Origin of the sequence: Brachyspira intermedia PWS/A (assembly GCF_000223215.1) — a bacterium.
Classification (GTDB): Bacteria; Spirochaetota; Brachyspiria; order Brachyspirales; family Brachyspiraceae; genus Brachyspira; species Brachyspira intermedia.
Window position 1 is genome coordinate 2,545,767 of the sequence record NC_017243.1, and the last position, 24,858, is coordinate 2,570,624.

A 24,858-nucleotide genomic window follows, 5' to 3' on the forward strand; every position below is an offset into this window, starting at 1 on the left:
TATTTTATAATAAATCAATTATTTATACATTGATAAAAATACTTTTTGCCTCTGAATAAATCCTGAGATAATATTCTCTGAGCATTATTCTCTTTATATGATAAACTGTTTCTATCTATTTCAATCCTAATTAATTTTCCATTATCATTAGTATAAAAGGCATTATAAAATCTTATAATACCATCTGTTTTATCTTTATATAATAATGATATTATAGAATTTGTATAATTAGCACATGTATTTACCGCAACAAACATAGGTATATTCTCTGGAGGAAATCCATTCTCTTCAAATTTATAATATCCATTAGTACCATTCCATATTAGCAAAGGGGAAATATCATAAGAATTAAAAAAACATTCTTTTATTGAATCATCTATATTAGAATTATGTATTATAGTTTTTAAATATGGATACAAGTGATCATGTTTAAATATTATTAAAGCATCAGGATATTTTTCTAATATAATATTTTTTGTATCTATTATATCTTTAGCAGTTAATGCCGAATTCTCCATTGTCTCAACCAATACAGGAATATCTCTTTTATCTATTTTCTCCATAAAGCTTTTATTGTTTTCGTATACATCTAAATCATTTTCAACATGGCTTCCAGCATGCCCCATAAATGTAAATCCAGTAACAAATATAGGCTTATCAAAATCATGAGTATTAATATAATTTTTTATATTTGTAAGTCCCAATTTAAATATAACTTCATCTATACCTATATTAGGAAATAATGCATCAAGATAATATGTTACATCCGATTCCTCTAAAGCTATAGTGTGATATCCATTCTCTTTCATCAAATAAGGTAAAGCCGTATATATAGGAGTTTTTTGTTTCTTAGGAAATATAGGAGAAGTTCCTGTAAGTCCTGAAGTTCTAGCAAATAAACTTCCATAACCATCATTAGGTCCTACTTTGGTAGAATTGCTTGCCCATTCTCTATATTCTTCAGGAAAAGGGTCTTTATCCATTAAAGGCAGAAAATGTTCATAATCATAAAAAGATTCTAAAAATATTATAAAAACATCTCTCTTTTTATCACAATCATAAGAAAGCATTAAATGTGATATATCCCTTTTACTCTGTGCTTCTTTCAATATATTAACTGCTTCTTGTACACTTTCTATATCTGAATTTACTTTCATAAATTTATCATAAGAAATTCTATAACTTATAGTATTAATGATACCATACTTATTAGCTATATTAATATAATCAACATATATAGAATCCATTTTTACATTTCTAAAAAATGATATATAAGTTACAGCAGCCACTATCAAAGTCATTATAACAGCTTTCTTAACATTTACACTATACATTTTAACTAATCTATATATAAAATATAAAGCATAAGCAAATAAAAGTCCGAAATATAAAGTAGTGGCAGATATTGTTATTATTTTCATGTATAGAGGAAGTACTTCTATAAGTGAAGGATATAAATCCGGCATATCAGTAAAAAATAAAGGCTTGGCTTCTATAGTAATCCCAAGCGGCTCTATGGCAAAAAAAGAAAATACAGCAACTATTATAAAAAAGTAAGAAATATAATTATTTTTGTCAGATAGTATATACGATATTATAGAAAATAAATAAATATACAATATGTCAATAATACTAAAATTTACTTTCATTACTGAAAACATAGGAAATAATAACTGAGTTATAGAATAATAAAGCAAAACTATTACTAATAAAGAAATTAAATAAAAACTATTATTTTTTAATTTTATATTTTTCATAAATAAATCCATTTAAAAAGTTAAAATATCAACTAAATATTATATAATATATATTTTTTTATACAATTAATTATTTATTATTTTTTATTTATATAATAAATAATTAATTTCTTTCTTTTCCGATATAAAATAAATCTTTTTTTGAATAACTTTTATAAAGATTCATTATCTGAAGCATCAATCCTATTTCTATACAGTTTTCATCTACATCGAATAATCCATTATGAGCTTTATGAGTTATTCCTTTCTTTTCATTTCTTGAACCAACATAAAAAAATGCACCAGGTTTATTCTGAACAAAAAAAGAAAAATCTTCAGCACCTAAAGAAGGATTTAATTCCAATATTTTATTTTCGCCCAAAAACTCAAAAGCATTCTCTCTTATAATACTTGATGCATCTTTCCAATTCACAAGACTTGCAAAATAAACAGTTTCTATAAACTCAGCATCTCCATCAAAAGAATTAGCTGTAAACTTTATAATCTTTTTTATTCTTGATTTTACCTTATCCATAATGCTTTCTTTTAAAGCTCTTATAGTACCTGTGATTTCAACATAATCACATATTATATTTGTAGCTGTTCCGCCATTAATCGTACCTATTGTAATAACAGCACTATCCTCTGCAGCTATATTTCTGCTTATTACAGTTTGTAAATCATTTATTATTTTTGATGCAATAACTATAGCATCCACACCGCCTGCTGGATTAGCACCATGACTGCTTTTTCCATAAACTTTTATTATAAAATCTAAACAGCTTGCATTAACTATATTATCATTTATCTGTATATATCCAATATCAGCATTAGATGAAACATGAAGCCCGTATATAACATTAACATTTTCTAAGGCATTCTCTTTTATCATACGTAAAGCACCGCCTGTAGTTTCTTCGGCGGGCTGAAATATTAATCTCACATTACAAGGAGGTACAATCTTTTCTTTATTTTCATTATTATTTGAAAATATATTTGCTATACCCATATTAATAGCCGTATGCACATCATGACCGCATGCATGACAAACACCTTTATTTTTAGAAGAATAATCACAATATTTTAAATCTTCTATAGGAAGTGCATCAATATCTGCTCTAAAGGCAACAGTAAAACTCTTATCAATACCTTCAATATCAGCTATAACACCAGTACCTGCAACTTTTGTTCTATGCTTTATACTATGAAATGTTAAATATTTAGATACTATATCCATAGTTCTAAACTCTTCATTCGATAATTCAGGATGAGAATGTATATCCCGTCTTATATTTATTAATTCTTTTTTTATGATTTTTATTTTATTTTTTATTAAATCTAATTCTTTCATAATATAACTTTATATAACTTTTTACTAATTAATTTATTATATTGAAAAAATACTGCTTAAGAACTTACCTACTCCATCTTCTTTATTTGAAAGTGCAATATAATCAGCTTTTTGTTTTAATTCTTCTTCTGCATTAGCCATAGCAACTCCAATACCAGCATATTCAATCATTTCAATATCATTATAATTATCTCCGAAAGCTATAATATTATCAGGGCTTATACCTTTATTATTGCAAATCCATTCTAATGATTTTCCTTTATTTCCAATTTTAGATGTTATTTCCAAAGATAAATCACCGGAAAAAGAAGAATGAACATCAGTATTTTCTAATATTTCTTTATAAAGTTCATTTAAAATATCTCTCTTACCTAAAATTAACATTTTATCAAATCTGTAAGTTTCAATATTTTCAAGTCCTATAATAGGATCAATAGTCTGTTCTTTTTGCACATAAGATTTTATAGGAAAATCTTCCTTTGATACTATATACTTTCCATTATCATAAACATGAACACATACATCATATTTTTCTGAAAGTTTTATTATAGTTTTGGCATTATTTTCTTCAACAGTTTGTTTGTATATCACTTTACCGCTATTATCAACTATAGAAGCCCCGTTAAAAATAATAGAATAATTATTATTTTCTAAAATTTTATTGTAGCTTTTAACCCCTTCATAAGGTCTTCCGCTTGATAATATTAATTGAACATTATAATTTTTAATCAATTTTTTTAATATATTTATATTATATTCTGTTATCTCTTTATTATTGTTTAATAAAGTACCGTCTAAATCTGTAGCTATTAATTTTATTTGTTCTTTTGAAATATTCATCATTTATCCTAATTTAAAAATATTTTTTAGAAAATTTCCTACACCATCTTCTTCATTTGAAAGTGCAATATAATCAGCTTTTTGTTTTAACTTTTCTTCTGCATTAGCCATAGCAACGCCAATACCTGCATATTCAATCATTTCAATATCATTCAAATTATCCCCGAAAGCTATAATATTATTATAACTTATCCCTTTATTATCACAAACCCATTTTAAAGCATTTCCTTTATTAGCACCATTAGCAGTTATCTCTAAAGAAAGAGGACCAGAAAAACAAGAATGAACATTAAATTGTGAATCTATTTCCGCTTGCAGTTTATTTAAAATATCTCTTTCTCCTAAAATAAGCATTTTATCAATAATATAAGTTCTTATATTATTTAATCCGTAAACAGCAGGAAGAGACTGCTCTTTTTGTACATAGGATTTTATAGGAAAATCTTCTTTTGATACTATATATTTACCATTATCATAAATATGTATGCATACATTATATTTTTCTGATAATTTTATTATAGATTCAGATATATTTTCTTCAATTGTCTTTCTATATATAATTTTTCCTTCTTTATCAGCAATACAAGCTCCATTAAAAATGATTGAATAATTATTATTTTTAAGAAGTTTATTATAATTTTTTACTCCTTCATAAGGACGTCCGCTTGATAATATGAGTTCTATTTTATAATCATTCATAAGTTTATTTAGTATTTCTACAGTATGACTTCCTATTTCTTTTTTATCATTAAGTAAAGTACAGTCTAAATCTGTAGCTATTAATTTTATTTTATCTTTTGAAATATCTGAAATATCCATTATATTATCCTTGAATATGATCTATAACCTTTTTATATATTATAATAAAAAATATTAATATTCAATATATTGATTTTTTATTGAATGCTGTAAATTACACATATTTTCACTATTAATAATAAAAAGCTGTAATCTTTATTTAAGACTACAGCTTTATTTTTTATAAGTTTATATATTTTTATTTGAAATAATTCACACCATTTTCAAAGATGTTATAAATATCTTTTGTAATGATGTTTTTGTATAAATTGTTTCCGTATCTTTCACTATGTCCCATCTTACCCAATACTTTTCCATCCTCTGAAATTATACCTTCAATGGCATAAACTGAACCATTAGGATTGAATCTAAACTCATTAGTAGGCTTTGATTCTAAATTAACATATTGAGTAGCAACTTGTCCTTTTTTGATTAACTCTTTTACTGTATTTTCATCAGCAAAGAATCTTCCCTCACCATGAGAAACAGGAACAACTAATTCGCTTCCTACTGGTATATTGTATAACCAAGGAGAATTGTTTGATACTACCTTTGTTGTTACCATTTGAGAAATATGTCTTCCTATTTTATTGAATGTAAGAGTTGGAGAGTTTTCTGTAATGTTTCCTATCTTTCCATAAGGAAGAAGTCCTGATTTGATTAATGCTTGGAAACCATTACATATACCCAAAACAAGTCCGTCACGTTCTAATAATTTATGTATAGAATTTTTAATTTTCTCATTTGTAAGTATTGCAGAAATAAACTTTCCGGAACCGTCAGGCTCATCTGCAGCACTGAATCCTCCTGGTATCATAAATATCTGTGAATTATCTATTTTTTTAGACATCTCTTCAATAGATTCTTTTATGTACTCTGGTTTAATGTTTCTAAATACAAAAATATCAGTATTAGCACCAGCATCAGAGAATGCTTTTTGAGTGTCATATTCACAGTTAGTACCTAAGAATGCAGCTATTAAAACATTAGGTTTAGCTGTTTTATTTTTGCATATAAATGGGGCTTCTCTTTTGTATTCAGCTAGCTGGTAAGTTTCTACATCCTCATAAGTTTTATAAGGGAATACTGGAGATAATTTATCAAGCCATAATTTTTCTATTTCTTCTAAATCTACAGTTTCACCGCATACTTTTATTTTGTATTCATTTATAGTTTTTCCTATAAGTACAGCATTTTTATAATTTAATTCTTCTTTAGTTTCTACTATAAAAGAAGCAGGCATTAAATTAAAGAAATAAAGCTCATCTTTTATATCAACACCTATTCTGTTTCCGAAAGACATTTTTGTTAAAGCTTCAGCAATACCTCCGAATTTTATTGTATAAGCTGATAATATTTTTTTGTCTTTTATATTTTGATGTATAAAGTCAAAATTCTCTTTTATTTCAGAAACATTAGGTATGTAATTTTCTAACATATTATGTTTTATTAAGTAAACATAATTATTAGCAGATTTGAACTCTGGAGATATAACATCTTTAGAGTTTACAGTTGATACTGCAAATGATATTAAAGTTGAAGGCACTGATATATTATTGAAAGTACCGCTCATAGAGTCTTTACCGCCTATAGCTGGTATATCAAATTCAGTCTGAGCATATATTGTACCGAGTAATGCAGAATAAACTTTACCCCATTTTTTAGCATCATTTCCTAATTTCTCAAAATATTCTTGGAATGATAATCTTATATTTTTATAATCAGCACCAATAGAAACAAGTTTTGACATTGATTCTATTACAGAATATATACCTCCATGGAACTCTGACCATTTCATTATAGAAGGATTATAACCCCAAGATATAGCAGAAGCAGTATTGATTTCTTTAGCATTATTATCGAATATTGGTATTTTTTGAATGCTTACATCACTTGGAGTCATTTGGTATTTTCCGCCGAAAGGCATTAATACAGTAGTAGCCCCTATTGATGAATCAAACATTTCAATAAGTCCCTTTTGAGAAGCAACATTCAAATCTTCTATCATGTTGAACCAATGAGATGTTAAAGAACATGCATTCTTTGTGCTAAAAGGATTATTTTCAAAATTAATATCTTTAAGAACTGCATTAGTTTCCTGCTTAGCTCCGTTAGTATCTAAAAACTTACGGCTTATATCCACAATTTTTTTGCCTTTCAAATACATTACAAGTCTGTTAGTATCTGTTATAGTAGCAACTTTTGTAGCTTCAATATTTTCTTCATTAGCAAGTTTTATAAAATTATCTGCATCTTTACTTTCAACAACAACAGCCATTCTCTCCTGAGATTCTGATATTGCTAATTCAGTACCATTCAATCCTAAATATTTAACAGGTAAAACATCAAGATTAATGTCAATTCCGTCAGATAATTCACCTATAGCAACAGAAACACCGCCAGCCCCGAAGTCATTACATTTTTTTATTAATTTAGTAACTTCTTTATTTCTAAATAATCTTTGAATCTTTCTTTCTTCCGGAGCATTACCTTTTTGAACTTCAGCACCGCAAAGTCTTAAAGATGTATCAGTGTGACTTTTTGATGAACCAGTAGCACCTCCGCATCCATCTCTTCCTGTTCTTCCTCCAAGCACTATAACTATATCGCCTGCTTTTGGCTTTTCTCTGCGTACATAACTAACAGGAACTGCACCTACAACAGCACCTACTTCAAGTCTTTTTGCCTTATATCCTTCATCGTATATTTCATTAACTAAACAAGTTGTAAGTCCTATTTGGTTACCATAAGAAGAATATCCTGCTGCTGCAGTTGTTGTTATTTTCTTTTGAGGAAGTTTGCCGGCTAAAGTATCTTCTAGTTTTTCTAATGGATTTGCACTTCCTGTAACTCTTATTGCCTGATATACATAGCTTCTTCCAGAAAGCGGGTCTCTTATAGCTCCGCCCAAACATGTAGAAGCACCTCCGAAAGGTTCGATCTCTGTAGGGTGGTTATGAGTCTCGTTTTTAAACATTAATAAATATTTTTCTATTTTATTTTTTCCGTTCTCATCAATGGCATCAACATCTATATAAATAGAACATGCATTTATTTCATCTGAAATTTCTAAATCTTCAAGCTTTCCTTTTTTCTTTATGTATTTAGCAGATACTGTTGCCATGTCCATTAAATTAATATCTCTTTTACTGTCAACATCTTCACCGTAAAGCTCTTTTCTCATACTATAATATCTATTAATAGCATTGAGTATAACTTCTGAAAAATTACTTTTATCATTTTCTAATTTTACATCATTTATCTTTGTCATGAATGTAGTATGGCGGCAATGATCTGACCAATATGTATCAAGTACTTTTATTTCTGTTTCTGTTGGGTTTCTTTTCTCTTCATTTTTGAAATAATTCTGTACAAACTCTATATCTTTATAAGTCATTGCCAAATCAAGAGTATCTCTATATTTATGAAGTTCATCTATATTTAAATTAATAAAATTTTCTACATCTTTAATATCATCAGCTTTTTGATGAGGTTCTATTTCTAATTTGCTTAAATCTTTTTCTCTGCTTTCTACTGGGTTAATATAGAATTTTTTTATTTTTTCTATTGTACTGTCATCTATATTGCCATCAAAAATAACAACTTTTCCGCTTACTATAGTTACATCTTTTATATCATTATAAATAAGCTTCAAACATTGTAATGCTGAATCTGCTCTTTGATCGAATTGTCCCGGTAAATATTCAACAGCAAAATATTTTAAACTCTCAAAATCTTTTTTTTCAACAATTTTATCAGTAGGAGGTTCTGAAAATATTACTTTTATAGAATTATTTAACTGACTTTCTTCAATATTGAAAATATCATAAACATTGAGAAGTCTTACATTACATTTTATTTTGAAATTCTCTTTTAATTGATTTTCTAATCTTTTAGCTTCTAAATTAAAGCCGTCTTTTTTTTCGATGAAAATACGATAGTTCATTGATATAATTTCCTAATTTTAAATTTTTAATATAATGATTATATATGTAATAGTTATTATATCAATACTTTTTATAATTATAAGTTTAAAAGCTTATAAAAGATTTCACTTAATATAATACAGAAGTTTTTATTATTATTTCAAGAGCATGTACTATCATATCTTTAGTTGTATATGGAGTGTTTGGCTTATCAAGTATTTGTTATGTTATATAAGGTACATGTATAAAACCCCCTTTAATATTTAAATTATTTTTTTTAATAACAATGTAGTATATACTGAAAATTTTTAAGTTTGTCAATTTTTTATTGTTCTTTTTCCCGCCGCTCGCCAACCAAAGGCACGCAGAGCGAAGGCGGACTTCGTCGGCACGGGGCTGTCCCTGCTTCTCGCCGAAGGCTCTCCATTCGGTCACAAAAGAAGTGGTTTTTGCGTAAGGACACAGCATAGTTGGCAAAACCCCAGATATCAAAACAAAAATATAAATTTATTATTGATAAAATATAGTTGTTTAGATATAAATTATTAATTTTATATAATAAGTAATCAGCCGCACATATAGTTGACATTCGATAAGAATAAGCGATACTGTGCGGGGCGGTGCTGTGGCTCGCAGTGACAAAATATAGTTGTTTAGGTATATATTTATTAAAAAATACTACAAACAACAATATTTTGATATTTTTTATTTATAGTTCATTATTTTTTATATTATTACATATATAAGCAGATAATAATTGTTTTTAATTTTTACATTAATGTTATAATATAAATATAAATTTTATCATGCGAGGTTATAAAATGAAAATAGCTCATATTGCTGTTTGGGTTAAAGATTTAGAGAATATTAAAAATTTTTATATCAAATATTTTAATTGTATATGCAATGATAAATATGTTAATGAGAAAAAAGGGTTTGAATCATATTTTCTAAAATTTGAAGATGACTGCAGATTAGAGATTATGACTAGAAAAGATATAAAAGAAAGAAATACAAATGATGATATGTACGGTTTTGCTCATATTTCAATATCAGTAGGAAGCAAAGAGAAAGTTGACAGCCTCACAGAAGAATTAGAAAAAGACGGATTTAAAATCGCATCATATCCTAGAACTACAGGCGATGGATATTATGAAAGCGTTGTGCTTGACAGCGAAAATAATAGAATAGAAATAACTATATAAAGGCATATATAAAATAAAAGGATATCAAAATGAAAAAATTATATTTTGTATTATTAATGATTTTGTCTGTATTATCAATTTCCTGCTATGATAAAATTACTCATAAAATAAAAGTTTATCATAATGGAAATATACTTACTATGCAAGGCGATGAACCAGTTTATGCAAAGGCTATAGAGATAAGAGATAACACAATAATGAAAGTTGTTTATACAGAAGAAGATGAAAAAAGCATTGTAAATAATGTATATGCAGAAGTAGTTGATTTGCAAGGTAAAACATTAATGCCCGGATTTATAGATTCTCATAGCCATTTAGTGAGATTTGCTCAGGCTCTTACAACAGTAGATTTAACAGGCTCTACTAATTTACTTGAAATGGCTCAAAGAATCACTAACTATATAGAAATAAATAAATTAAAACCAGATGCTTGGGTTGTAGGATTTGGTTATGATAATAATTTGCTTCCTGATAAAAAAAATCCTAACAGAGATGATTTGGATAAAATCTCTACTACTCACCCAATATTTATAACTCATGCTTCAGGACATGTAGGAGCAATGAATTCAAAAGCATTAGAAGAGTTTGGAGTTGATGAAAATACACCGGATATAGAAGGCGGAGTAATAGAGAGATATCCTGACAGCAGAAAGCCTACAGGATATATGGAAGAAACTGCATTTTTACATTATGCAAACAGTATCAATTTTGAATTAACTGATGAAGACTTGATGAGATTTGTGAATCAAGCTGAAGATGTTTATTTAGGATACGGCATTACAACTGCACAAGATGCTTTACTATCAACTGCCGAATTTCCTCTTGTAAATAATATGATAACTAATAATAGATTTAGAATAGATATTATAGGTTTTATAGATTTAAAAAATTCTGACTCCATCGTAGAAACTAATAAAGAAATGGTAGGAAAATACAAAAATAGATTTAAAATAGGAGGCTATAAAATATTTTTGGACGGCTCTCCTCAGGCAAAAACTGCATGGTTAGAACAGCCTTATGTAAGCGGACCAGCAAGATACAGAGGATACGGAATATATGATGATGCGGCAGTAGAAAAATACGTTGAAAAAGCATTAGATGATGAAATGCAGCTTCAGGCGCATTGTAACGGAGATGCAGCAGCAGATCAGTATATAAATGCATTCAGCAATGTTATGCAAAGAAGAAATACCACTAACAATTACAGAGCAGTTTTAGTTCATAGCCAAATAATAAGAGATGAACAATATACATCAATGTCAAATCTAAATATTATACCTTCAATATTTGTAGCACATGTTTATCATTGGGGCGATGTACATATAGCTAATTTAGGAATGGAAAGAGCTTCACAAATAAGTGCATCTAGAACAGCATTAAATAATAATTTAGCTTTTACTTATCATCAAGACACACCTGTAATAAAACCAGATATGCTTGAAACTATTTGGTGTGCCGTTAATAGAATAACAAAAAACGGTGTATTATTAGGAGATAATCAAAAAGTTACTCCTTATGAGGCTTTAAAGGCCATAACTATTAATGCCGCTTATCAAAATAAAGAAGAAGATTTAAAAGGAACTATTGAAGAAGGAAAATTAGCTGATTTAGTAATATTAAGCGATAATCCATTAACCTGTGAGCCTATGAAGATAAAGGATATAGAAGTAATTGAAACTATTAAAGAAGGTAAAACATTATATACGAAAAATACTGCTTTATAAATGATTAAACAAAATTAAAATAATAAATTACTGCATTTTTATTTTTTATAAATAATAGATGCAGTAATTTTTATATACACTGAAAATTTTTAAGTTTGTTAATTTTTTATTCAACTTTTTCCCGCCGCACGCCTACCGTAGGCACGCTTCGCGAAAGTGCAAGTATAAAATGTGTACTAAATCATACTAAAATTGTTTTGTATGTAATATAGATTATTAATTTAAGCTAAAATATAGCCTTTCGCCGAAGGCGGGCTGTGCCTGCTTCTCGCCTGCCGAAGGCACGCACAGCGAGGCGGGCTTCGCCTGTGGCAATACCACCCTAAAGGACTTCCTATGGTCGCAGGCACTTCCTTCGGTCGCAAAAGAAGTGGGGGTGTTACGAAGTACGCAGAGCTGCACGCTGTGTGCTTCGCAGTGGGCTAGTCCCCACAAATAATAAAAATAAAAAATTAATTTTTGACAAAATATAATTGTTTAGGTATATATAAAAGTTTTTTAATTAATTAAACAAAATAACAAATTACTGCATTAATTATTTTCATAATAGTAAATGCAGTAATTTTTTTATATTCAAATATTATGTTTTTCTAATTTTAAAATTTTTCTTATTTTAGTAAAATAAATTATATAATCACTGTGGATATTAAAATGGCAAGCCCAAATCTTAAAGTTATATTTAGAAGCGTAATCTCATAAGCACCTTTCAAATATAAAATAAAATACGGTATATTGAAAAAAGTATTAACTATAAAAGACTGAAGAAGCATATATTTAATCTGTCCTATAGCGTACAATAAATTTGATATGATATTATAATATGCATAGAATATATAAAAAGGAAATAATATCATAATCAATGACATAACAGATTCAAGATTCTGGGCATTCATTATATAATTCATAAAATACTTATATGTAGGTATTAATGCTATTATTACAGAAATTAAATTTGATATTATATTATTATAAGCTATTCCATTAACTCCGAAATTTAATGATATAGGATACTGAGAAACAAAAAGTATATCAAGAATAATAGTTAAAAACATTTTTATAGTAGTTATTACAAAAATAGATTTATAATTTTCCAAAGCAGTATGAACTATTATTACCAAATGAAATAATACAACAGCAATATTAGCTAAAGATTCTAATCTTATATATGTTGTAGTTTGAGCATAAAGTTCTGTCTGCTGCTTCATAACAGTAACTAAATAGCCAGCAAATACATTTATAATAAAAGCCATTATTATATATATAAAAGTGATTATTAATATAGAACTTCTTACTTTATTTATAAATATATATTTTTCTTCAAATGAATATTTATCTTTTATCTTACCGAAAAAGAAAAAAGCGGGGCTATTATAGCTTCTTCAAATACCTCATATATGATTCCAAGCCACATTTGCTGAGATGCAATATTTATACCGCTTGCACTGGGATAGCTGTCAAGCAAATATATTCTAAATGTTGACTAAATAGAAGATATCAAAGCCTGTATCATAAGAACGATAAAAAGTCTGAAATTAATTTGCTTCAATAAATTTAAATACATAATTCTATCCCAAATTTATTTACTGTTTTTATAAAATATAATATACAAATATATTTTAAATATATAGCAAGCATAATAAATAAAAATTAGTATTTATTATAAATGTAGCTATTATTATTTAATATTAAAAATAGTACATAAAATTTGATTTTTGAGATTTTTTTTACTATACTTGAGTTATCATGCATTACTTAGTTTTCTATGAATCAGCTTATTCTTTAAGCTTCTTTAGAAACAAATCAAATAATATAATAAATAATCTATTATATCATCAAAATAATTTCTGTTACCAAAGGAGGAATGTTTATGGGAAAAATATATAACCCAGAAAGTATTCGTAATGTTGCACTTCTAGGACATGTAGGAAGCGGTAAAACTAGTTTGAATGAAGCCTTACTCTATAGAGCCAAATCTATAGATAAAAAAGGTGAAATCGAAAGAGGAACTACAGTCAGTGACTATACAGACGAAGAAATTAAGCAAAAAATGTCCATCAGAACTTCTTTAAGTTTTATAGAATGGAATGATCATAAAATTAATTTGCTGGACATTCCTGGGTCTGGTGATTTTAGCGGTGAAATTAACCCTGCTTTAAGAGTAGCTGAATCTTGTATTGTTGTTATAGATGCAGAATTCGGTATACAAATAGAAACTGAAAAACATTGGCAAATGGCTAATAATTTCAGAAGACCTAGAATAGTATTTATCAATAAAATAGATAAAGAAATGGTTGATCATAAAGCTTTATTAGAGAAAATCGAACATAACTTTAAAGAACCGCCTGTAGTTCCTATACAAATACCTATGGGTAATGGTAAAGATTTTAAAGGTATAATAGATGTTATTTATCATAAAGCGTTTTTCAGAGATGAACATGGAAAAATTGTAGAGGCAGAAATACCTGAAGAATATTATGAAGAGTACAGAGCAACTCGCGACAGATTAAAAGAATTAGTATGCGAAGTTGATGATAGTCTTATGGAAAGGTATTTAGACGGCGGAAAGTTTACAGATGAAGAATATATTGAAGCTTTAACAAAATCTATACTTCAATATAAAGTAGTACCTATACTTTTTGGTACATCAATAAGAGATATAGGTATGGGAGCTTTACTTGATACTATTATCAGATATATGCCTTCCCCTTCTTATGTACCTGTTACAGATGGTACTGATCTTTTAACTAATGAACCTGCAACTAGAACTATATTAGGTGATAATAATCCTTTTGCAGCATTTGTATTTAAAACTACTATAGACCAATATGCTGGAAGAATATCATTCTTTAAAGTTCGTTCAGGAAGCATAAAAAGCGGAGATGAAATATACAATTCAAGAACAGGAAAGAAAGAAAAAGTTTCTCATATATATATGGCTAGAGGAAAAAAACAAATAGAAAGTGATACTATTACATCAGGAGATATAGGAGTATTGGCAAAACTTTCAGACTGCAGAACAGGTGATACTATAAGTGTTCCATCTGCTCCATTCCAATTCCTACCTCTTAAAGTACCTCAGCCTATATACTTTACAGCTATTAAAATATTGAAAAATGATATAAAAGCTCTTGAAGTTCTTGATACTATATCTCAGGAAGATTTAACTTTCAATATAGAGTATGACAGCGAAACTAAAGAAACTATTATCAAAGCTATGGGTGCTTTACAGGTAAAATTAGCATTAGAAAGAGTAGTATCTCTTACTAAAGCAGAAATAGAACAAAGCGTTCCTAGGGTAGCTTATAGAGAAACTATAAGAAAACAGGCTCAGGCTCAATATAGACATAAAAAACAATCCGGAGGAAGCGGACAATTTGGAGAAGTTCATTTAGAAGTTTCACCTCTGCCACGTGACGGCGGTTTTGAATTTATAAACGATATATTTGGAGGAGCTATACCTAAACAGTATATACCGGGAGTAGAAAAAGGTATACAGGATGCATTAGCACAGGGACCTTTGGGTAAATATCCTATGGTTGATATTAAAGTAAGACTATTTGACGGTAAATACCATGATGTAGACTCTAACGAATTGTCATTTAGAATAGCAGGTTCTATGGCAGCAAAAGAAGCATTCAAAAATGCAAGCCCTGTATTATTAGAGCCTGTGATGAAAGTTACAGTTTATGTACCTGAAGAGTTTACTGGTTCTATAATGAATGAACTTACAGGTAAAAGAGGCAAAATTTTAGGTATGGAGGCAGCATCTAATACAATACAAATGATTAAAGCTGAAGTGCCGCTATCTGAAATGCTTACTTATTCTATAGAGATGAAAGCATCTACTTCAGGAAGAGGTACTTTTGAAATGGAGCATTCTCACTATCAAGAGCTTACAGGTCCTTTGGCCGATAAGGTTATAGAGGAAAGAAAAGCATTGCTTGGCAGCGGAGAATAAAATTAGGGTTTAGTATATAAAAATAAAGTTGATATTTTTTATATACTATCATATAATATTAGAATATGTATAAAACTAGGAGATTGTATGCTCAAAATAATTGACAAAATCACAAAAGAACATGTATTTGAAGATTTGGAATCAAAAGACAAAGAATCACTTTTTAGAGCGTTAAGTGAAAAAATTGCACCAGTTGCTTCTGCATCTGCAGATGCTATCTTTGATGCATTCAAAAAACGTGAAGATGAATACACTACTAATATTGGAAACGGGGTTGCTGTTCCTCATGGAAGAATACAAGGTTATGGAAAAACAGATATATTCGTTGGTTTCTTAAAAAATGAAATTAACTACGATTCAGACTCTGATGAAAAAAGCCCTGTTAAACTTGTATTTGCCATACTTTCAGATCTTGATAACCCTCAAGATTACCTTTTAAATCTTTCTCAAATTTTCTTCTTAGTTAACCAAAAAGAAATACTTGATAAAGTAATGGCTACTAAAAGCTATGATGAACTTGCTGCTGTTTTAGAATCATTCAAAAAATTAGATGAAAAATTTGAAGCTGAAAAACAAATCAAATTCTTAATCGAACTTGAAAGAGCTGAAATACAAATCAAAGCTTATGAACTTTATAGTTCTACTCACTCTCAGCAAAAATCTGATGTTGTTTTAGAAGAGTACAAAAAATATAAAGACACTATTCTTAGCAAAATAGATGTTGCTGTTTTAGAAAATTATAAGAGAATTAAAGAAAATAAAGGTGAGGCTTTAGCTAAAATTGAAAATTACAAATGCAGTGCTTGTAATGTAGCTATACCTAAAATGACTGTTAATGAAGTTAGAAGACAAAATCAAATTATTATGTGTTTCCACTGCGGAAGAATATTATTCACTACTGACTGATAACATTAATGATAAGTAATTTATTAAAAATATGGACAGCTAAAAGAAATATTTTAATAATACTTCTTTTAGCTTTCCTTTATATTTCATGTTCACCTAATAAACCTAGCTCAAGCATTTCTGAGTTTTATAATTACCCTAACCCATTTAGTCCGTCTAAAGAGAATACTACTTATAAAGTTTCTATTAATAGCGGAGAAATTATAAGTGCTAAAGTAGAAATATACTCTCAAAACGGTGATTTAATGGACTCAAAAGATTTAACTATTGATGCTTCCAAAAAAACAGCTACTTGTATATGGTCTGGACTTGATAAAAATGGAAAGTATCTTCCTTCTGCTGTTTATGATGCTAAAGTAACAGTAAAAGATAATCAAGATTCTACATTTACAGCTGAATTCAAAACTTCTATAAGATAAAAACTAATATATACTTAAACAAATATACTTTGTCAATTCCTATATTTTATAAATATATTATCAACTTTTTTGCCGCTCAAAAAAGTTGCAAAAAACGCATATACTACAGCTTAATATTTTAAGAATACGTATTAAATGTAATATAACACCATGATTTTATCTAAAAAATGCAGTCTTTCGCATGCAGTAGTCAGGCTTCGCAATCTGAGGTTTCGGTAAAAGAACTTGGAATGTTACAAAGTAAACAGAACAGCACGACTGTGTGCTTCGCAGGGCTAGTCCCAACAAATAATAAAAATAATAAAATAATTTTTGACAAAATATAGTTGTTTGGGTATATATATATAAACTTTTTATTCATGTAATAAAAAATCTCTAACAGCTAAAACTGATAGAGATTTTTTTATTTATACATTCATAAGAAATCATATTATATTTTTTATGAATTAGAATTTTTTATTTTTTCTATCCAACTATTATATTCTTCATCTGATATCTCATCTAGTATTTTTACATAAGGTTTCAATTTCTGATGAGGTTTTGTGAAGTAGCTTATATCCCATTTTACAGGTTTTGCCCACATTCCTTCACTATCCATAATCAATATGTGAGTGCCGTCCAAGTCAGGAATTTCTTCCGGTGACATATCACTGTATAATATTTTGTAGCAATCCAATTCTCCGTTCTCATCTTCAATATTATAAGTACCGTCTTTTTGAAGAGCATATATAGTGTAGTATTGCTGATGCGCCTCTGCCTCCATTAATTCTTGAGGATGCTCATTTCCAGCGGCTATATTATAAATAGTTTCATTAAACTCATAATTATCTATGCCGTATCTTTTTAATAATCCTTTTTTATATAATTCTGCTTCTAATAAAGTTATAAGATAGTAGCCATTGCTCATATCTGAAGCCTCTATATAAAAACCTCTCTGAACTTTAGGTGAAAGAACAAGAATTTTTGTTTTATAGCAGGCTTCTATACCAATATGTACATAAGATAAAGCATTAACATAACCTTCTAAATATTCTATATGATCCTCAAGTCCTAAATTAATAAAATATTTTCTTAAATCCTGATTAGAACATATAACAGTCATAACAGGAGGTATCATCATATCAATTCCAATAAATGCCTCTAAAGGTTTATAATCCAATCTGTACATAATATCTATATTAATGCGGGCTATATCATCATCGGTAAGATCATCTTCATCTACATTGTAAAGCTGAGCAGCATTCTCTATGAAACGGCAGGCATTATCTATATTTCTAAAAAATAAATTAATAATCTTTTTGCCTATTTCATCATCTACTATATCTTCATGATGAAGTGAATGTCCTACAAAATTAGCAGCATAATATGATTTTAATATATCCATATTTTCAAATTCTGATGCTATTTGTCTGCATATATCCAATTCTTTATCATGATTTTCTTTTACATACTCTTTTAATTTCAAAAATTTCTCATTTTGAGATATAAGTTTTTTATTTGCTACCTCTTCAATATTTGATTTTTGCTTAGTGTAGTCAATATACTCTTTTACTATGTCTTCCATTGATAATATCTCCTAACATTTTTTATATATATTATATCATAAAAATTGAATATAAGGTATAAGTAAAACAAGTAAAATAGAATAAATTAATGCAGGAAGGAAATCTCCTGTTTTTATTTTGGCTAATTTCAATAAATTTATTCCTATCATCATAACAGTAGCACCGCCAACAGCGGAAACTTCATTAAGCATAGTTTCAGATACATAAGGCTCTAAAAAAGATGAAAGTATAGTCAAAGCTCCTTGATAAACAAATATGCTTATTATTGAAAAAGCAACACCTATACCATAAACTGTAGACATAAATACCGCAACAAATCCGTCTATTACGCTTTTTGTAAATATTAAATCATATACGCCTTGGGTACCTGCCTGAAATGAACCTACTATAGACATTGAACCTGAACAAAAAAGTATTGAGGAAGTAAGAAAACCTAAAGCAAAATTGCCTGAATTCTCTTTGAAAGCAAATTTATTTTTTAAAAACTCTCCAAATAATTCTATTTTTTCTTCTATCCTAAAAAATGTACCAGTAACTCCTCCAAGCATAATTGACACTGCAAATATTAATATATGCTTTGTAGTTATAGCCATAGTTATACCGATAGTAAGAGATATTATACCGGCAGCAATAAAAACAGGCTCTTCATACCTTTTTGATAATTTATTTTTGAATGCAAAACCTATAATAGAACCAACAAGTACAGCTATCATATTAACGAAAACGGCTATCATATTTTAATCCTAACATTATTATAATATATAATTTGCTATATAAATAAAATAATATAATACTTCTTTTTGTTTTTATCAATAGTAATTTTTAAATATAATCAATGATACAATCATAAAATTTTTTAAAAGTATTATCAATATTATCTTCCCAAGTATTATGTGTGAATATAATATGTGCTGATTCTCTGTATAAGCCATCTCTTTGTTTAGATAATTCTAATAATTTATTTTTATCTTTAGCTAGAAGAGGTCTTTCTGTAGGGTCAATATTTTCAAGTATAATATCAGGATTTCTATCTATAAAAATAGTTAATCCTTTATCTTTCATGATATTTCTATTTTTTTCAGCTAGAACTATACCGCCTCCTGTGGATATGACAGCATTATTTAAATTACTCAATTCTTCGAGAACTTCGCTTTCAATATTTCTAAAATAAGGCTCTCCATTTTCAGCAAAAATATTTGTTATAGTCCTGCCCTCTTTATGCTCTATAAAAGAATCCATATCGTACAAATCATAATTTAATTTTTCAGCAAGCATTTTTGATAATGCACTTTTTCCGCATCCGGGTAAACCTACAATAAATATAATCTTATTATTTTTTATATTATTCATTATACACACCTAAAACAATTAAATTTTCTACACTGTTTTTGAACTCTTCAAATTCTTTTTTACTTTTTTCAAAATCACCTGTCATATCAATATAAAAATAATACTGCCATTTTCTTTCAACATGCGGACGGCTTACTATAGAAGTTAAATTAAAACTTTTTAATTTATTCAAAGAATCTGCCAAACTCCCGTTTTCATGAGGAAGTAAAAATCTTATAGTCATCTTATTGCCTTTTTTCAAAGCATTATCATAATTAGCAACTATAATAAAACGGGTTGTATTTCCTTTAATATTTTCAATATTCTCTTCTAGCATTTCTAAATCATAAATTTTACTGGCATGCTTATTAGAAATCGAAGCCAATTCTTTATCATCTCCATTAGAAACTATGAATGCCGCTTCTGCTGTATTAGATGCTGTTATCTCTTCAAAATTATTTTCTTTTATAAAATTAGAACATTGCTTCAAAGCCTGATGATGAGATATAACTTTTTTAATATCCTTTATATTAGTACCTTTTTTTGCCATAAGTCCATATTCTATAGGAAGATAAACTTCTCCTACTATTTTACAATTATAATCTGCAAGTATATCCAAAACTTCATTAACCATTCCTGTAGAAGAATTTTCTAAAGGCAAAACTCCGTAATAACATTCTCCGCTTCTTATACTTTCAAGCACATCATCAAAATGTTCTTTCTTTATAAGTTTAGCATTCTCTCCGAAAAATTTTAAAGCAGCTTCATGTCCGTTTCCGCCCTCTCTGCCCTGATACACTATTTTTTCATCGTATTTTATATTTTCTTTATCATCTTCTTTTTTATCTTCTTCAGCATTATATTCATCAATCAAATGTTTCTGAAGCTGTTTTGATGTATACATTATATCATTATAAATAGTAGTAATTAAACTAGACAATTCTTTATTTTCAAGCAATTCTATTTTTTTTGCTATAACTTCTTTTTCTCTTTTTGGATCGAATATAGGGGCATTATATTTCTTTTTTGTCTCCCCTACTTTCAAGCTTACTTTCATTCTTTCATCTATCAAATTTACTATTTGCTTATCTATTCTATCAATATCTTTTCTTAATTCCTGTAATTCATCATTAAGCATAGTTATGTCCTTTTATAGTTTTTAATATTTAAGATTATACCTAAACAAATATACTTTGTCAAAAAATAGTTTTTATATTTTTATTATTTTCGGGGACTAGCCCCAGAACCCCAGTTCTTTTACCGAGTAGGTACCTTTCGGTATTGATATAAGGCACAGCCCGCCTCGCTGTGCGTGCCGACGAAGTCCACCTATGGTGTCAGCAGGTGAGAACCAAAAAAACTGCATTTATGGTCTAAATTTAGGTTATATCCTATATTTAATAAGTATATACCAAAACAACTATATTTTGTCAAAAATAAAACTATAGTTTCTTTTTAATATATGGGGCTTTGCCCCATACCCCAGTTCTTTTATTGGTATAAAAGAACCAAAACAACTGCATTTTTAACCTTAATTTAGGCTATATCATACATTTAATACATATATTTTTAATATAAAGTTCTAACAATTGCGTTTTTCGCGTAGCGTATCCGAAGGATAAAAACTTTGGCGAAGCCCGCAGAGCGTGTGCGGCAAAAAAGTTGATAATTTTACATAAAGTGCATCGATTGACAAACTTAAAAATTTTCAGTATCTACTAAATAGATATAAAATTGTAAAGGCGTAAATTTAATAAAAGCTAGGGCGTAGGCTGTAATATCTATACAAAACAAAAAAGAATATGAAAGTTATAATTGCAAAATAGATTAACAAATATAATGGGCGGGGAATTAGAAAAAAATTCAAAAGAAATTTTATTTACATCCCCACCCTTTAAAATTAAAAATTTATATTGAAAAACATTTTATTTATATTTATAGCCAATCAAGAAAAAGCATGCCCACCCAAGTGTTTTTTAGTTTAGCTACTTTAACAACACGCGGTAAATTGAATTTAGGATTATAGTAAATGTTTAATTATTGATTAATTTATTTTTATAGCTAGTTCAACGCGTGGTAAAGTGACTTTATAAATATAAAAAAACCTGCCATAATAAAACTATTAAGACAGGCTTTTATTATAATATTGATTGATTTAATTTAATAAACTTTGTTTCCAGTTATTATCTACTAATTTTAAATTAATTTTCATTCCTGTACTTGAAATAAAACTGCATTCGTTATTTAAAGCATATCCCTTAGTTAGAGTAAATGTTAAAACTGCATTTGCTGTTTTTTATCATATGAAATAGTATGAGATGTTTTTATTCCATCATTCCAGCTAGTTCCGAAACCTAAATTTTTATATTCCTGCAGCTCTTCTATTTTATTTTTTAAACTTGATACTGCTTCTGAAGCTGGAAATTGAACAGGTGGTATACCTGCTGGATATTCTTTAGTAGCTGTAACATCAATTCCTGCTGTATTAAATGTGATGTTAGAAAAATCATAATCAGCTATGCTAGATATACCTGAACTATATGCTAATGTTACTTTTCTAAGTGCTTTTATCATATTTTCCACTTCTGTTTTAGTAATTACTTTCAAAGGTATAATTCTCACTTTTATATCAACAGTATCTTCCTTATTTTCTGTAACTTCTGCAGATGTAGCTGTAAATGTAAGTGTTAATGTATACTCTATTTCTTTTCCTTTTGTTTCTCTTGAAAGACTGCTAAGACCAGAGCTGGATAAAGATATTGTAGCTTCAGTACCGCCATTTGCAGTAGTTATATTAAAATCAGAAGAACTTAAAGTTGTAGTTCCTCCTGTAACTTTAGTTATTGATACTGTACAATTTGCTGATGAAGGACTTATATTAAATTTGAATTTTGCTCTATCTATTTCTGAACTAACTTCATTACCTGTATCTGCTTCTATAATATTATAATCTGGCTGAGTATAGTCTATTTCTTCAAAAACTGATAAACTTGTACTTGTAGTATCATCTCCAGGATAATAAGTACTGTTATTTTTACCTCCGCAGCTCACTGCAAATATTACTGCTGTTAAGCATAAAATAAATTTGAATAATTGTTTTTTCATTTTAGTTGCTCCTTAAATATTTTTTATTTATAACAATTAAAGATTTTTTTAATCTTTAATAAGTTATTTAAATTAATTTTTTATATATGCTATTTGTTTTTAGTATTTATTCAATCTCATTAATCAATAAAGTATGCACCTGAGTATGGTTAGGTATGATTTTTATTCTCGCTTATAATACTGTAAAACTGTTTAGAGAATTTTTTCCTGTCAAAAGAATTATTATCATAAGAATTATACAAACTTAAAAGTATTAAAGATAATAATAATATGCTTGATTCATCAGTATTTAAATTGCTCTTTTTATAATCATTTAATATAGTGTTTAAATATTTATCATTAAAAGTTTCTTTAAAATCATCATCATTAATATTAAATATTTTTTCACTTCGGTGCATATAGAACTTACAAGATCATCTTCTATATGTTTTATGTTTTTTATAATATCTTTCATCTTCATAAATAACTCTTTATTTTTTATTATTTTTGATAGGAAAAGTATTTCAAAAGATTTATTTTCAAAAATTATCTTTTCTATCTCTCTTATCTCAAGCCCGTAGGATTTTAGCTTTACTATCTCTTTTACAATATCAAGATGCTCCATTATGTAATATCTGCTTTCTGTTCTGATCATTCCTCTTTCAACTCTATATGCAGGAAGAAGCTCTTTATTATCCCATTCTCTTAATAAATTAATGCTCATATTCTTTATACTGTTTTTTTTCAAGAGATTTAAAAATTCACCTATGGACATTAATCTTTTTTTGCTTTTCAAAATAAATGAATATTTTGGCAAGTAATATTTTTTATTTTTTATAAAATAATATAAATCAAAATTGTTTATGTCTCTTTTAGCATTTATATCTATATTGTTGTTTTCATCTCTTTTAGCCATTGCATTTACCTTATTTATTAAAAAGTTATAATCATAGAGCCATTAGCTGTTTTTTTATTTAATCTGTACTTGTATCCGAAATCTCGATATTTTTTAGCTTGTCTTAAAACAACATATTTCAAAACAGGTATTTTATTTTCACTATGAAGCCCTCTGCCAAATACCACCTCCATATTAATGCTTAAACTATCTCTAAATACTATTTTTAATATGTATAGTATCTTTAATAAATTTCTGAGATAATCTTTCACTTCTTTTGCTCTTTTTCTATGTAAGTCAATAAATAAGTAAATGTTCATTATACAATCTCCTTAAATATTATTATTAAATTTTTTAATACCTCGTTATCATTAGATACCAACTTTTTATAATACCTTTCATTAATTTTAATTGTTCAAGCCGCCCCAAACTAATAAATAATTTGAAGCGGCCAGAAGAAATAATTTTATTTATTATTTCTTCTGATTAGGGTTCAACTGTTTGCCTCTATTACCTTGATTCTTGTCATAGGTAATGTTTGTTCCAGATGTACCTTTGTTTGGATTTGAAATATCCGCATTGTGATTAGGTTTTTTGCTCATATTGAGCCTCCTTTATAAAAATGATATTTAGTTAGATATGTGTTTTTTATCTAACCATAGTTATATATTAGGCTCTTTATATGTTTTTATCATTTGACATATTCGTGTGGAGGTCAATCGAGAATTTTTTTTTTGATTTTTTTTAAATATTTTTTATAGGAATTTCTATTGATTTGTATATATTATAGAAGTTATTAATTTTTTTTATTATATCTTCTGTATTATCATAGCTTAATTTATATTCTTCTTCTAAAAAGAAATAAAATAATTTATATCTATCATATATAATTTTACTTTCTTTTATTGATTCTATTTCTTTCATTATTAATTGATATATTTCAAAGTCTTTTATATTTTCTTCTATATTTATGAATTTTTCATCATCTTGAATTAAATCACAAATATAATTTATTAATTCTTCCAACTTAAAACAATTATATTTTTTATACTCTTCATAATCAATAATATTAATAAAGTATAAATTATTAAGCATTATATTAAATTTTTTAATATCATTTTT

21 protein-coding genes and 1 pseudogene are annotated in these 24,858 nt (G+C 27.7%); 5 read left to right on the top strand and 17 right to left on the bottom strand.

Going from position 1 to position 24,858, the window contains the following annotated elements; all coding sequences use genetic code 11:
• Nucleotides 1-14: 14 nt before the first annotated feature.
• From BINT_RS10970 to BINT_RS15410, 6 genes and pseudogenes are all read right to left on the bottom strand, one after another.
• Nucleotides 15-1,757 carry an LTA synthase family protein gene (locus BINT_RS10970; protein WP_200859218.1) on the bottom strand — a complete coding sequence of 581 codons (1,743 nt, stop codon included), beginning with the start codon at nt 1,755-1,757 and terminating at the stop codon, nt 15-17.
• 103 nt (nt 1,758-1,860) lie between these two features.
• Nucleotides 1,861-3,087, bottom strand: coding sequence for a M20 metallopeptidase family protein (locus tag BINT_RS10975; protein WP_014488649.1), 1,227 nt, complete (start codon nt 3,085-3,087; stop codon nt 1,861-1,863).
• Between the two features lie 36 nt (nt 3,088-3,123).
• Nucleotides 3,124-3,927, bottom strand: a complete 804-nt coding sequence (locus tag BINT_RS10980; RefSeq protein WP_014488650.1) for a Cof-type HAD-IIB family hydrolase — start codon at nt 3,925-3,927, stop codon at nt 3,124-3,126.
• A 3-nt stretch (nt 3,928-3,930) separates the two neighbouring features.
• On the bottom strand, nt 3,931-4,746 hold the full coding sequence (locus BINT_RS10985; RefSeq protein WP_014488651.1) for a Cof-type HAD-IIB family hydrolase: 816 nt from the start codon (nt 4,744-4,746) through the stop codon (nt 3,931-3,933).
• 178 nt (nt 4,747-4,924) lie between these two features.
• A complete protein-coding gene (locus tag BINT_RS10990) occupies nt 4,925-8,671 on the bottom strand; it encodes a phosphoribosylformylglycinamidine synthase (protein WP_014488652.1) in 3,747 nt (1,248 codons plus the stop codon).
• 109 nt (nt 8,672-8,780) lie between these two features.
• Nucleotides 8,781-8,948 (bottom strand): annotated as a pseudogene (locus BINT_RS15410) (pyroglutamyl-peptidase I family protein); the annotation flags it as partial.
• Nucleotides 8,949-9,472: 524 nt separating this feature from the next.
• Between BINT_RS15410 and BINT_RS11000 the strand changes: the two are divergent.
• Together BINT_RS11000 and BINT_RS11005 are read left to right on the top strand one after the other, a co-directional pair.
• Nucleotides 9,473-9,856 carry a VOC family protein gene (locus BINT_RS11000; protein ID WP_014488653.1) on the top strand — a complete coding sequence of 128 codons (384 nt, stop codon included), beginning with the start codon at nt 9,473-9,475 and terminating at the stop codon, nt 9,854-9,856.
• A gap of 29 nt (nt 9,857-9,885) precedes the next feature.
• Complete coding sequence (locus BINT_RS11005; RefSeq protein WP_014488654.1) at nt 9,886-11,580, top strand: amidohydrolase; 1,695 nt, start codon at nt 9,886-9,888, stop codon at nt 11,578-11,580.
• 626 nt (nt 11,581-12,206) lie between these two features.
• On the opposite strand, the gene BINT_RS15190 is transcribed toward BINT_RS11005, so the two are convergent.
• Nucleotides 12,207-12,830 carry an MATE family efflux transporter gene (locus BINT_RS15190; protein WP_234944323.1) on the bottom strand — a complete coding sequence of 208 codons (624 nt, stop codon included), beginning with the start codon at nt 12,828-12,830 and terminating at the stop codon, nt 12,207-12,209.
• An 86-nt stretch (nt 12,831-12,916) separates the two neighbouring features.
• Nucleotides 12,917-13,042, bottom strand: a complete 126-nt coding sequence (locus tag BINT_RS15315; RefSeq protein WP_268741607.1) for a hypothetical protein — start codon at nt 13,040-13,042, stop codon at nt 12,917-12,919.
• Between the two features lie 405 nt (nt 13,043-13,447).
• Here BINT_RS15315 and fusA point away from each other — a divergent pair, with 405 nt between their 5' ends.
• The 3 genes from fusA to BINT_RS11025 all read left to right on the top strand — a co-directional run bounded on the left by fusA (nt 13,448) and on the right by BINT_RS11025 (nt 16,863).
• On the top strand, nt 13,448-15,538 hold the full coding sequence (gene fusA, locus BINT_RS11015) for an elongation factor G (RefSeq protein ID WP_014488655.1): 2,091 nt from the start codon (nt 13,448-13,450) through the stop codon (nt 15,536-15,538).
• Between the two features lie 87 nt (nt 15,539-15,625).
• On the top strand, nt 15,626-16,444 hold the full coding sequence (locus BINT_RS11020; RefSeq protein WP_014488656.1) for a PTS sugar transporter subunit IIA: 819 nt from the start codon (nt 15,626-15,628) through the stop codon (nt 16,442-16,444).
• Nucleotides 16,445-16,452: 8 nt separating this feature from the next.
• Entirely contained in the window at nt 16,453-16,863 is a 411-nt protein-coding gene (locus tag BINT_RS11025) for a hypothetical protein (protein ID WP_014488657.1), read from the top strand.
• 439 nt (nt 16,864-17,302) lie between these two features.
• Here the strand turns inward: BINT_RS11025 and BINT_RS11030 are convergent, their stop codons facing one another.
• The 9 genes from BINT_RS11030 to BINT_RS11070 all read right to left on the bottom strand — a co-directional run bounded on the left by BINT_RS11030 (nt 17,303) and on the right by BINT_RS11070 (nt 24,831).
• The gene (locus tag BINT_RS11030) at nt 17,303-18,427 is read right to left on the bottom strand and encodes a hypothetical protein (protein WP_014488658.1); all 1,125 of its coding nucleotides are present in this window, start codon (nt 18,425-18,427) and stop codon (nt 17,303-17,305) included.
• 36 nt (nt 18,428-18,463) lie between these two features.
• The gene (locus BINT_RS11035; RefSeq protein WP_041177428.1) at nt 18,464-19,162 is read right to left on the bottom strand and encodes a DUF554 domain-containing protein; all 699 of its coding nucleotides are present in this window, start codon (nt 19,160-19,162) and stop codon (nt 18,464-18,466) included.
• A gap of 88 nt (nt 19,163-19,250) precedes the next feature.
• Nucleotides 19,251-19,778, bottom strand: coding sequence for a shikimate kinase (locus BINT_RS11040; RefSeq protein ID WP_014488660.1), 528 nt, complete (start codon nt 19,776-19,778; stop codon nt 19,251-19,253).
• Nucleotides 19,771-20,895 carry a chorismate mutase gene (locus tag BINT_RS11045; RefSeq protein WP_014488661.1) on the bottom strand — a complete coding sequence of 375 codons (1,125 nt, stop codon included), beginning with the start codon at nt 20,893-20,895 and terminating at the stop codon, nt 19,771-19,773. The genes BINT_RS11040 and BINT_RS11045 overlap by 8 nt, the downstream gene beginning before the upstream one ends.
• Before the next feature lie 1,136 nt (nt 20,896-22,031).
• Nucleotides 22,032-22,862, bottom strand: a complete 831-nt coding sequence (locus BINT_RS11050) for a hypothetical protein (RefSeq protein WP_014488662.1) — start codon at nt 22,860-22,862, stop codon at nt 22,032-22,034.
• Between the two features lie 325 nt (nt 22,863-23,187).
• Nucleotides 23,188-23,757 carry a MerR family transcriptional regulator gene (locus tag BINT_RS11060; protein WP_014488663.1) on the bottom strand — a complete coding sequence of 190 codons (570 nt, stop codon included), beginning with the start codon at nt 23,755-23,757 and terminating at the stop codon, nt 23,188-23,190.
• A gap of 17 nt (nt 23,758-23,774) precedes the next feature.
• Nucleotides 23,775-24,056 (bottom strand): Smr/MutS family protein, encoded by a 282-nt coding sequence (locus BINT_RS11065; RefSeq protein WP_234944324.1) that lies wholly within the window; start codon nt 24,054-24,056, stop codon nt 23,775-23,777.
• 153 nt (nt 24,057-24,209) lie between these two features.
• Nucleotides 24,210-24,338 carry a hypothetical protein gene (locus BINT_RS15320; RefSeq protein WP_268741608.1) on the bottom strand — a complete coding sequence of 43 codons (129 nt, stop codon included), beginning with the start codon at nt 24,336-24,338 and terminating at the stop codon, nt 24,210-24,212.
• Between the two features lie 142 nt (nt 24,339-24,480).
• Complete coding sequence (locus BINT_RS11070) at nt 24,481-24,831, bottom strand: hypothetical protein (protein WP_014488665.1); 351 nt, start codon at nt 24,829-24,831, stop codon at nt 24,481-24,483.
• Between the last annotated feature and the right edge of the window lie 27 nt (nt 24,832-24,858).